Raw genomic sequence first — 12,350 nt, 5'->3', positions numbered from 1 at the left:
AATGAGAGGTTTTTCGATAGGTGAAGTTGAAAAAATTACGGGGATAAAATCTCATACTTTAAGATATTGGGAAGAGAATGTCCCCATCTTGCAGCCTAAAAAAGATTTGGGCGGAAGGCGTATTTACAGCTCCCATGATTTGGGAATCATCTATCGGCTGGATTATTTAATAAATAAAAAAAAGTACACGGTTGAAGGAGCTGCTGCCGAAATAATAAATCAAAGTGCAGCCCAAGGCTCCCTTACGGCTAAAATATCCGAGCTTAGGGATCAGCTTTTAGATATTTACGGAATTATACGGGAAGAAAAAAATGACTGAACAAAATAAACCATTTTACGAAAAATTTGTAAAAAAGAATGAGGCAAAAATTCATCATCAAAAAAAGAAAGAAATTGATGAAGACTTGAATAAAGAAAAGAGGTCTGAAAAGAAAAACAATAGGGAAGAGTTTCCGGTAAAGATTGTAAAGACAAAAAATACCGGCAAAAATATTTTTAAAGAAAATGATGAAGATACAAAAGCTCTTTTAAATTCCTTTGATTTAATAATAAAAGATGCTCTAAAACTTTCTTCAAAACAAACTGCTTCGGTTCCAAAGGATATCCGCATCTTATTCCATGAGCTTACAAATGAAAGAGGCTCGCGAAAAGTAAATTACCTAAACAATCCCGTAAAATTAACGGCCTATATTTACCACTATATGTGGTGGAACTTGGTGCGTATTTCAAAATTGATAGGCAATCTTGATTTTGATTTAAAGGACGGAGACATAATTGCAGATTTCGGCTGCGGGCCCATGACCCTTATGTGTGCTTTTTGGATTGCCAAGCCTGAACTGCGTTCAAAAAAACTTCATTGGTATTGTGCCGATATTTCGGGGAAGGCTTTGGCGGCAGGAGAAGCTTTGGTTAATTCTCTTTTTGCCTTTACAAATCAAAAGGCCGGAATAAAGCAAGCATCTAATTGGAAGCTTACAAAGTTAAACGGCAGTTTCGGCCTTCCTTTAAAAGAAAAAGTAAACCTTTTTGTAAGTGCAAATATGTTTAACGAAATATTTTGGGATTCTTCAATTAAGATTGAAGGTGAAGCTGAAAGAGCTGCAAGAACCATTAGGCATTATATTCAAGAGAACGGAGCAGCCTTGATAATTGAGCCAGGCATTCCCCTTGCCGGCGAATTCGTTTCGGCCTTGCGAAAAAACTTTATCGAAAAAAAATATAAAATAATTTCTCCCTGCCCACATGCAGGAATTTGCCCTATCCCCGGAAAAAAAATGCCTGAACAAAAAAATATAAAATATCCTATAGCTTCGGATAAGTGGTGTCATTTTTCTTTTTATGCAGATGATGCTCCTCCAAAACTTGTTGAGCTTTCTGAAGCCGCAAGACTCGAAAAGACCAGAGCAAGCCTTTCTTTTATATATTGCAGAGAAGAAGAAAAGCCGGCTGAATTTGAAAATGAAAAAAAAGACTTCCTTGCACGCATAAGCTCCGAAATAATAAAGCTTGGCGATGGAAAGATCGGCCGTTATGCCTGTTCCGAGAAAGGCTTTTTACTCTTAACCGAAAAAAAAGGTTCAAGGTCAAAGCTTAAAGAATATGTAGACGGCTCTCTTATAAAAATTGAAAACGAAAAAATAAATCGATTCTTCCATGACAGAAAAACCGGTGCCTTGATTATAAGGGTATCTGCCGATTGATTCTTATATAGATTTGATTTTAAGATAAAAGGAGGGCTTATGAAGCGGAGGATGAACAATATTTTTTGTAGTGACGGAAGAGCCTTTCTGCTTGCTTTAGATCATGCAGCAATGATGCCGTCTCCGGATTTACATGATGCCGGCTGTGTGATATGTGAAGCAGTATCCGGAGGGGCTGATGGAGGTATCTCTTCATTACTAAAGCATATGGAGAGGCTGGATCTATTGTATTCGGCAGAAGATGTTGTAAGAGTTGGAGCTGATTCTATGCTATGTATGAGTTATCCGGGCTCTACGGATAATGAGCATAGCCTTAAATATCTTGCAAAACTTTGTGCAGATGGAGAAAAATTCGGAAGGATGATTCAATACAGTTCAATGCATCCGGATTCTCCCATTCTTATTAGTCCTCAAATGCTGCATAGAAGTGAGATTGTGTTAACGGGAGGAGCAATCAGTCCCGATGAAAAAAATTTTTATACTGCAAACAGATTATTATCTACAGGTATAATTAATTGTAAACCTTTGATTGCTAAAAAATTCCATTTTGAGGAAGCTCAAAAAGCTTTTGAAGCGTCTATTGTTCCGGGTACATTTCGTGTTATCATTAAAGATTAAAAATTTTATTTTTTATGAATATGTATCTGTGTTTTCGCCAAAAACAAAGAGGAAATAATGAGAATTAAGGATAAGTTACAAGCTATTACCAATGGAGAAAGCTGTGTTGCTGTCGGTTTTTTTGATGGACTTCATATTGGACACAGAGCCCTTATTGATAGACTCTGTAAATGCGGAAATCTAAGGCCTGTATTAATTAGCTTGTCCAATAATTCCAGACCTGTTATTTATACTGAAGAAGAAAAGTCCTATTTATTGCAAAAAAGCAAACTGGATACTATGTTCTCTCTATCTGAAGATACAATCAAAAATATGACGGCAGAGTCTTTTGCTCATGATGTGTTAAATAAGATGCTGAATACAAAAAACCTTGTAGCCGGAGAAAAAGCTTTGTTTGGGCTTGATCAGGTAGATGTAAATCATTTTCGTTCAATTGGAGAAAAATATGGGTTTACTGTGGAAACTGTTCCAATGGAATGTATCGACGGCATTGAAGTTGGTTCCAATACTATCAAACAAGCAATTCAAGCCGGTGATTTTTCTAAGTTATTCTCAATGCTTGGTGCACCTTATCTTATAAGCGGTACTGTAGTTCATGGAAAGGGTACCGGACATAAATTCGGTATACCTACGGCAAATCTTTCTGTTGCACCAAATAAACTTTTCCCGCCTCACGGGGTCTACGGCTCAATAAGCCGCTTTCAAGCTGAGAATCACTTTGGACTAACAAATATAGGTTTACGGCCATCCGATGATGATATTCCAATTCCAACTATTGAAACATTTTTATTGAATTTTGACCGCAATATATATGGACAAAAAATTTTTCTTGAATTATTGGTTTATATTAGAGGTATCCGGAAATTTAAAGGTGGTCTTGCAGAACTAAGACAGCAGATCGATAAAGACATTAAACAGATTAATAGTTATATTAAAGAACATCTCAAATAAATCCTCTTTTTGATTATGATAACCGGTTTGTATGCATATTGTCTATCATAAGGTCTTTTGCTATACTCTTCACTATGGCAAGACAGACTTACGGGACGACACCTTGGGGTGCATGGTTTTTGGAGATGCTAAGGGCCTATGATGATTCAGGCCGATTGTCCAGAGGAAAAACTTATGCAAACACAGGGAAGGTAAATTCTCTTGCGGTAAACGGGCAAACGGCGGGAGCAAAGGTAAAGGGGAACTATTCTCCTTGGTACCATGTGTATTTTAAATTCCCGCCCCTTTCAAAAACAAATGAAACCGCAATCCGCTCAATCTTAGAAAAACATCCGATTGAACTCGCGGGCCTTAGAGCGGGAATTATGAGCCCGGCCCTCATCGAAGCCTTAAAGAAAAAAAAGGTAAGGCTCATTCCTGCCCGCTGGAATTTAATCGAAAGGGACTGCACCTGCCCCGATTCGGGAGACCCTTGCAAGCACATGGCGGCCGTTCTTTTTTTACTTGCCAAAGAAATAGATCATGACCCGCGCCTCTTGTTTAAGCTTGCGGGCTTTGACATTGATTCTATAAATGTACCGGAAACCGAAGTCTTCGAAAAAGGCGGAACACAAAAACTTGGGCTCCTCCAAGAGCAACCCGTTCCGTTGAGTCTCCGTAAAAATGAAACCTTAAATGAGGCAGCAAACTTATCTTCAGGCTCATCAGTCAATGAGGCCGTTCATAATTCTTGTGAATTACAGAGCCCTTTAAAGTTTTCCCTTGGAGAATCCTATCTTCCGCTGATAACAAATATTCTTCCTCCTGAACCTAATTTTACATCAAGCGATTTTATAATCAAGCTGACGGAATTTTATCATAAGGCGGTTTTAAATTACGGACTCAACTTTTACAGTCAAGAAAAGCAAAACGAAAAACAAGAAGAAAAATCGGTAAACCCTTTTTTGTTTGCGAGGGTAAAAATAAATATCGACAATATCCGAAAACAAAAAAGAGCTTTCCCCCTTGAGCCTAAAAGCCCTCTAACGGTAAACATAAAATTAAACGAAACCCGCGAAATAAATCAAACCCTTTTACAAGCTCAAAATTTTTATAAAACAAGAAACAGCTTAAACGAGATGAGCCCCTCGGTTAAAATTCTTTTTTCTCTCTTTGCCCTTGCAGGAAAACTGATTCAAAGCTCTGCATTTATACCCGCCGTATTTACCGAAAACAAAAAGCTTTTTATCTTTTGGAAAAGTCTTTCGGCTTCTTCCGAAATAAAGGCCGACATTCTTAAATTTGCAGCTTCCCTCACAAAGGACTTTTTTCTTCCTGTTGAAAAATGGGGAAGGCTCTATTGTGCAGAACTTTTGCTTACAGCTCTTTTAACCGAATATGCGGCATCTTTAAAATTTTTTCCTAATAAATCCTATACTAAGGACAAAGAAATAGATAAGCTCTTTTTTTCAAATGAAGAAATCGATATAAGCGTTCCCGGCAAGCGGAATTTGGATACGGTAATTTATTCTTGGCTTTCGGTTTTAAATTACAGTAATTGCGGATATGAATACCGTTTAACTTTGGAGGCCTTAAAGGACGACGAATTCTTTTTGCTCTCCGCCCTTGTCCGCAAGGCTAAAGAAAAGCAAATAGAGGCAGGCGATGACTCCTTCGCTCTTGAAGCAGAGGCACCCTTTGCCGAATTAAATATTGCGGCAAAGAGGAGTAAAAACCCTGACGATATTTTGCGTTTTCCTGCAACCCTTTCAGCTTATTTACCTGTTCTTTCGATTCTTGCAATTAAAAAAAATGTGATGCTTTCGCGGGAAGAAACGGGACTTTTTTTACAAAAGTCGGCAAAGCTTTTACAGCGTTTCGGCATCGATATAGTTTTACCTAAAAGCCTAAAAAACGTTTTGACTCCCAAACCTGTCATAAGCGTAAAATCCGTAAAGGGAGCAGGAAACGTAGTTTCATTTTTAAACCTTGATGATGTTCTTTCTTATGACCGAGCCCTAATGTTGGGAGATACCCTAATAGATATAGAAGAATTTAAAAAGCTCTTTTTAAATAAATCGGGCTTGGTAAAATTTAACGATCAATTTCTTTTACTTGATCCCGAAGAAGTTGCCAAGATGTTAAAGGCCCTTGAAAAACCGGCAGATACAAAGGAGGTTTTACAAGCGGTTCTTTCGGGAAACGCAGTCTGTTCCAAACCCGCCTCAGAAATTATCAAGGGTATTTTCAGGCAAGAAGAGGTTCCCGTTCCTCAAAATCTAAATGCGGAATTAAGGCCTTATCAAGAACAGGGCTACCGCTGGCTTTATGCAAACATCAAAAGCGGCTTCGGCTGTCTTTTGGCCGACGACATGGGCTTGGGAAAAACCGTACAGATTATAAGTTTAATGCTTAGCTTTAAAAATTCAAAAGAAGCTGAAATGCCTTTTTTGGTTATAGCCTCTGCAAGCCTTCTTTCAAACTGGGAACATGAAATAGCAAAATTCGCTCCTTCTCTTAAAACCGCCGTTTATCATGGGGCAGGGCGTAAGTTCAATATCGAAGCCGATGTAATAATAAGCACATATCAAACTATGCAAAAAGATATAGAAAAATTAAAGGACAAAAAGGTTTTTTGCATTATTTTAGATGAAGCTCAGGCTATAAAAAATTCCGGAACAAAAAAGGCTCATGCCGTAAAGGCAATTCAGGCGAGGGGCAGAATTGCTCTTACAGGCACCCCGGTTGAAAACAACCTTGAAGACATGCGTTCCATATTCGACTTTTTTCTTCCCGGTTATTTAGGTACGGCCGACGAGTTTAGAAAAAAATGGCGTATTCCGATTGAACTTCATAATTCGGAAACCGAAGCGGATGATTTAAAAAAAATTACTTCACCTTTTTTGCTCCGCCGTCTAAAGACCGATCCCAAGGTTATCTCTGATTTGCCGGATAAGATAATTACAAATCAATATTGCAATCTGACACCTGAGCAGTTGGCAATTTATGAAAACCTTGTAGAAACGGAATTGCACAAGGTTATGGGAGCCGAAACTAAGATTGAGAGGCAGGTCTATGTTCTAAAACTTTTAACGGCCTTAAAACAGGTATGCAATCATCCGAGAGCCTATGATAAAGAAACTCCCGTCGAAATGAAATACTCAGGCAAGGCCGCTGTCCTCATCGAGCTTTTAAACGAAATAATTTCTTCGGGAGAAAAGGCAATTATTTTCAGCCAATATGTAGGCACCCTCGACATTTTAAAAAATATTATTCAAAAAGAATTGGGAACCGAACCTCTTTTACTCCACGGTCAAATGCCTGCCTCAAAAAGAAAAAAGGCTGTAGAGGTTTTTCAAACGGATCCTGCTTACCGCATCTTTTTAATTTCGCTTAAGGCGGGAGGTACCGGCCTTAACTTGACGGCAGCTAACAGGGTAATTCACTTTGACCTTTGGTATAATCCCGCAGTTGAAGATCAGGCCACAGACAGGGCTTTTAGAATAGGACAGACAAAAAACGTCTTCGTGCACCGCCTTATCTGCTCCGGTACCTTTGAAGAAAAAATTGACGAGATGATTCAAAAAAAGCGGGAAATAAGCGGCATGAGCATTTCTTCAGGTGAAACATGGATTTCAAAATTGAGCAATGAAGAGTTAGCCGGTCTTTTTAGGAAATAGCTAAGAACTGTAATAAGGCATGAGATTAATAATTGGATTCTGTATTTTGAAATAAGATATAACCGGCTGGATTAATTACAGAAATTAAATATATTTAATTTTTTTGTTTTACTTTTGCAATATATTATTTAAAAAAAATATTTATTTTAGCCTTCTCTTACTAGAAAAAAAAATGTAAATTAGTATAATTCCTGGTACATATCTTAACTGTATATTTTATAAGTATTCTATATTATAAATTGTAATCAAAAAAATAAAAACTTTAAGGAACTTTTTTATGTCAAATTTAAGAACCGGTCGAAAGATGACCCGTTTTTCAATTTTGAAAAAGATTGTTATTTTTTTCGGCACATTAATTTTAGTAGCTGGTTTTAGTATGGGAGCTGCGGCTCTTTATATTTCAAGGAGCGCTTTAAGTGGGAATATCGAAAAAGCTCTTATCATGAAGGCCGTAGATGCGGCTGAAATTATGGATTGGAGAGTTACATCCTTTGTTCAATTCCTAGAAGGCTTAGCCCGGATGCCTGTTTTGCGTGATGATTCTCTTTCTTATGTAGAAAAAACACAGAGCCTCCAGAAAGAAGCCGAGCTTCATCCCCACATTGAATTTTTTGGGGTCTGTGATTTAAACGGAATCCGCTATTCATCAAATGGAAAGTATGTGAATGTAAAGGAGAAAGATTGGTACAATATTGCAAAGAATGGAGTTCCGTTTGTAGCAGAACCTGCCATAAGCGATGAGACTCGTAATATGCAGATAATGGTTGCTGTACCTATTTTTGATAATAGTAAAAATGTTATCGGGGTTTTAAGTGTAGGAACAAATGCCTTTATTGTGTCGGATTTTATCGATGATATTGTTATTGGAAAAACAGGCGGATGCTATATTTTGGGCCGAAACGGGACTATAGTTGCACACAAGGATACCAATCTTGTGCTTTCTAAAACTAACCGAGCAAAGACCGTAACTAAGAATGAACATCTTAAAGAGATTGCCGATTTTGAGAGACAAGCTATAAATTCAAAGAAGCCTACAGTCGGGCGTTTTGTTTATGAAGATAAAAAATTGATAGCTTCATTTGCCCCTATGAAGACAACAGGTTGGACACTGATGATAAATGCTCCGATTAGAGAATTAATGGAAAGTATAGATACTTTAAAAACTGCAATGAGGTTTTTGGGAATTGTAACCCTTGTCATATCCATAGTAGCTGCCTCGATAATTGCCCTAGCTATTGTAAAACCTATTAAGGCTGTTGTTGAAGCTCTAAAAAATATTGCAGAAGGCGATGGGGATTTAACGGTTCAGCTTCCTGTGAAGGGAAATGATGAAATATCAGATTTATCCATATATTTTAATAATACTATAAATAAAATAGGAAATTCGGTGAAAGCTGTTGGAATGAGTACAAATACAATGCAGGAAACAGGAAACGATCTTGCTGCAAATATGACAGAAACAGCGACTGCGATACATCAGATAACTACAAATATTACCGGAGTAAAACATCAAGCTCTTAATCAGGCTGCCAGTGTAACCGAAACGGCAGCAACGATAGATCAAATTATAAAAACAATTCAGCAATTAAATAATGTTATAGAATCTCAGTCTGAAAGTGTGTCAAGGTCTTCTTCTGCGATAGAGCAAATGGTTATCAATATAAGCTCTATAACTCAAACTCTTAAAAAAACGGACGATGTTATTAAAAATCTTGCAGAAGCGACGGCTGATGGAAAAGATTCTTTGAGTGAGTCAAATACTACAACTCAAAGAATAGCTGAAGAATCAGGAGGCTTAATGGAAGCTTCAAGCATCATTCAGCATATAGCAAGTCAGACAAACCTGCTTGCAATGAATGCCGCAATCGAAGCTGCTCATGCAGGGGAAGCAGGCAAAGGTTTTGCTGTAGTGGCCGATGAAATTAGAAAACTGGCTGAAGAATCGAGTGCTCAAGGCAAAACAATCACATCAACACTTAAAATTTTGAGTAAAGAAATAGAAGCTTTATCTCTATCTTCAAAAATTGCGGAAGATAAGTTCGATATTATTTTTGGGCTGTCAGCTCAAGTAAAGCAAATGAGTAATAGTTTAATAACAGCGATGAGCGATCAGGAAACCGGCAGCAAGGAAGTACTTACCGCAATAAAAGATATTAATACGGTTACCGCTCAAGTTAATGACGGGTCTATGGAAATGCTCGAAGGCGGTAAAAATGTTGCCGCTGAAATGAGAAAGTTAGATGACCTAACCCGCATGATAACGGATAGTATGAATGAAATGGCTGCCGGAGCTTCTCAGATAAATGAGGCGACACAAGAGGTAAATGAAATCAGTCAAAAAAACAGTCAAAATATTAAAAGCCTTGTAGAGGAGGTAAGCAAATTTAAAGTTTAGATTTTGCAGCCTTTTAATAAATAGGCCTTCTGTAAAATTAGAAAAATGCCGGGCAGTTTTTATAAACTTACCCGGCTTCGCTTTATCCGGTATTACTGATTATTTGACAAACATTTTAATAAACCAAATAGTTGCCGGCTGATATATTATATCTACAAGGAAGGCTCCGACTATAGGAACAATCATCATAGCTTTTCGAGACATGCCGTATTTTTCGTTTATGGCTGTCATATTGACGATTGCAGAAGGGGTGGCACCAAGACCGTGTCCGCAAAGTCCTGAACACATAACGGCAGCATCATAATTGGAACCTAATGATCTAAAGACCACAAAGTAGGCTATAATAACCATAAATATAACTTGTGCGGTCAATATAAGTAAAACGCCTCCTATAAGACCTGAAAGTTCCCAAAGCCGTAAAGTCATAAGGGCAAGAGATAGGTAAAGGTTTAGCATAACCGTTCCGATTTTATCTACAAGGCCGAAGTTAAAGTTATAGAATTTTACCTTTTCGTTTATGTTTCTGACAATTACAGCAACAAACATTGCTCCGACATAGGATGGAAAACCTAAGTTTATGAGTTTTCCTATTTTTCCCGATATAAATGAACCTACAGCCATACAGATTAAAATTACAGTAACATTTTTGATTATATCAAGATCGGAAAGCTTTTCATTTGAGGCTGCATTAACTTCATTTACAGATGTGTCGAAATTTTCCGATTTGTCAGGTGTAAGTTTATTCTTTTCGATAAGACGGCGGCCTAAAGGACCTCCTATAATAACTGCACATATAAGACCGAATGTTGCCGTTGCAGCTCCAACCAAGGGGGCTATACTATAGCCCATTTCTGCAAAAGTTCCGCCGTAAGAAAGAGCGGCTCCATGCCCGCCTATCATCGAAATGGCACTTGCAAGCAATGCATAAGGCGCCTCCAAACCTATTAATTTCGATATTCCTATTCCCAAGGCATTTTGCAGGATTGAAATAACTCCGCAGATAAGCCAATACACTACCAATAGAATACCGCCTTTTTTAGGAGGGTAAAACTTGCCCCTAATCCCACTGTCGTAAAAAATGCCAGCATAAAGGTAGATTGAAAAAGGTTTTCAAACTGAAAACCGAATACTCCCGTATAATGGCCTATCCATGTAACAAACATAAATAAAAAGCCTCCTACGACCGGAGCAGGAATACAATACTTGTTTAGTATATTTACCTTTTTTTTGATAAAATACCCGATAAGTAAAAGAATTCCGGCAAGGGCAAGAGTCATAGTGGCATCCATGTTAATCTTCATTAACCCATTTACAAATTCAAACTTCATAAAGCTGCTCCTTTTAAATTTTTCTATCAGCTTGGATCTTACATAGAAAAATTTAGATATGTTATGATACTATAAGTCTAGCACATAATCCCGATTTGTCAATAGTTTTGATATTTAAATCAGCGGCAAGGATAATCTGTAAAATTTATAATATACCGGCCCGTTCTGCCATCCGGTTGATTTGATTACAACAGTACTGCTTTCAGCCGTTCAGAACTTTTTCGATAAAGCGTTGCAAAACGGGAATATGGCTTTGTTCAACATCTTTATTCGCATACAAAACTGTAACATTTCTATTTTTTAATTCGGCCTTGATTTTATCCGTAAAATCTTTTGTGCATGGATTTTGCACCAACTCTTTTGCGTACAGCTCCGAAAAAGTTTTGTAATCGATTTCGCCGCGGTGATAAGCTTGCCGCAGACTCGACGAAGGTGTAATTTCCTTTGCCCATTCACTGATGCAGGCCTTTTCTTTCGAAATTCCGCGCGGCCACAACCTGTCCGCCAAAATCCTAAACCCGTCGTCTTTTTCCGGCAGATCGTACACCCGTTTCCACATCAATTTTCCCATAATTCTCCCTTTATTGATACTTATTATACGGCTGTTCTTTCATAGCTGCAAGGGCTCCATCCCTAGATATCCCGATCCAAAAATGCTATAAGGGGCCTCTAAAAACATCAGTTTTTAGAGGGTTTCCTTAAATTTAATTTGCGATGTTTTTCATAAGTCATTGATACATAAGGACTTATGAAAAACTCGTCGGGCACCTCTATTCCGAAGGATGCGAAGCAAATCCAACAAGGTTTTTAGAGATGCCCTATACTCAAATCATTATGAAAAACTATCCTTTTACGGCAATCTTGGGGCAAGATGAAATGAAAGAAGCCTTGATTCTTAATTAAACGTTTTTTATCTTTTATGTTAATATTTTTAAGAGGCATAGAGGTAAAATAAATAAAATTTGTTTACCTCTATTGACAAATATTGAATAAAGATTTATTATTAAATTATAATTCAGTATTGGTAGAATAGAAAGGAGAACGTTTCGAGCGTGCGGGCGGTATGCAGGTATTAAAAGAAGAAGTCAAGGATAGAATTCTGACGGCTGCGGAAAAAATATTTTATGAACAAGATTATAGAAGCGCAAAGCTGACGAATATTGCAGAACAGGCTGATATTCCTGTTGCGCTTATTTACACCTACTTCAAAAACAAAGAAGGATTATTTGATGAAGTAGTTGCAGGTGTGTTGGATAACATCATTAAGATGATGGAAGATGAGGAAAAGATGGAAGCCGGGAGTCCCTATGAAAGATTTAATCGGGGCGGAGCGTCTCAACTTCCCAAACTGTTAAAGAGTAGAATAAAACTCATCATCTTGATCGACAAGAGTTCAGGAACGAAACATGAGAATGCAAAAGATATGTGGGTTAAACGATTGGAACAGCATATAAAAGACGGTTTAAAGAGATATTCAAAAACCAAGCACGATCCCATGCTTGCCCATATTTTGGCAAATAATTATGTGGAAAATCTAATGGAAATTGCACGGCACTATAAAAATGAAAAATGGGCAGAAGATATGCTCTTTGTTCTTAATAAGTGCTATTTTAATGGAGTTGAATCATTGTAGACTGTAATTACAGTAGTGAAGAGAATTTATTTTAGGAGCGCTCAACCGCTCCTCATTTTATCTGTC

The 12,350-nt window shown here is 37.6% G+C and carries 8 protein-coding genes and 1 pseudogene; 7 read left to right on the top strand and 2 right to left on the bottom strand.

What is annotated here, in order from left to right; all coding sequences use genetic code 11:
• Position 1: 1 nt before the first annotated feature.
• The 6 genes from E4N78_RS13530 (at position 2) to E4N78_RS13505 (ending at position 9,323) form a co-directional block, all read left to right on the top strand.
• Positions 2-319 (top strand): MerR family transcriptional regulator, encoded by a 318-nt coding sequence (locus E4N78_RS13530; RefSeq protein ID WP_255811054.1) that lies wholly within the window; start codon positions 2-4, stop codon positions 317-319.
• Complete coding sequence (locus E4N78_RS13525) at positions 312-1,700, top strand: small ribosomal subunit Rsm22 family protein (RefSeq protein ID WP_255811053.1); 1,389 nt, start codon at positions 312-314, stop codon at positions 1,698-1,700. Before E4N78_RS13530 ends, E4N78_RS13525 begins: the two co-directional genes overlap by 8 nt.
• A 39-nt stretch (positions 1,701-1,739) precedes the next feature.
• Entirely contained in the window at positions 1,740-2,318 is a 579-nt protein-coding gene (locus E4N78_RS13520; RefSeq protein ID WP_255811052.1) for a hypothetical protein, read from the top strand.
• Positions 2,319-2,375: 57 nt separating this feature from the next.
• Positions 2,376-3,269 carry a riboflavin kinase gene (locus tag E4N78_RS13515; protein ID WP_255811051.1) on the top strand — a complete coding sequence of 298 codons (894 nt, stop codon included), beginning with the start codon at positions 2,376-2,378 and terminating at the stop codon, positions 3,267-3,269.
• A 74-nt stretch (positions 3,270-3,343) separates the two neighbouring features.
• On the top strand, positions 3,344-6,928 hold the full coding sequence (locus E4N78_RS13510) for a DEAD/DEAH box helicase (protein WP_255811050.1): 3,585 nt from the start codon (positions 3,344-3,346) through the stop codon (positions 6,926-6,928).
• 277 nt (positions 6,929-7,205) lie between these two features.
• On the top strand, positions 7,206-9,323 hold the full coding sequence (locus E4N78_RS13505) for a methyl-accepting chemotaxis protein (protein ID WP_255811049.1): 2,118 nt from the start codon (positions 7,206-7,208) through the stop codon (positions 9,321-9,323).
• A gap of 99 nt (positions 9,324-9,422) precedes the next feature.
• On the opposite strand, the pseudogene gltS reads toward E4N78_RS13505, so the two are convergent.
• Together gltS and E4N78_RS13495 are read right to left on the bottom strand one after the other, a co-directional pair.
• A pseudogene (gene gltS, locus E4N78_RS13500) lies at positions 9,423-10,600 on the bottom strand (sodium/glutamate symporter).
• Positions 10,601-10,853: 253 nt separating this feature from the next.
• Positions 10,854-11,222 carry a DUF488 domain-containing protein gene (locus tag E4N78_RS13495; RefSeq protein WP_255811048.1) on the bottom strand — a complete coding sequence of 123 codons (369 nt, stop codon included), beginning with the start codon at positions 11,220-11,222 and terminating at the stop codon, positions 10,854-10,856.
• Positions 11,223-11,714: 492 nt separating this feature from the next.
• Here E4N78_RS13495 and E4N78_RS13490 point away from each other — a divergent pair, with 492 nt between their 5' ends.
• Positions 11,715-12,284: a TetR/AcrR family transcriptional regulator gene (locus E4N78_RS13490; protein ID WP_255811047.1), complete on the top strand. Its 570-nt coding sequence runs from the start codon at positions 11,715-11,717 to the stop codon at positions 12,282-12,284.
• Positions 12,285-12,350 lie beyond the last annotated feature (66 nt).

Origin of the sequence: Treponema denticola, assembly GCF_024400535.1 — a bacterium.
GTDB lineage: Bacteria > Spirochaetota > Spirochaetia > Treponematales > Treponemataceae > Treponema_B > Treponema_B denticola_C.
Note: the sequence above shows the minus strand (reverse complement) of the source record. Positions and strands in the feature narration are given on the sequence as shown.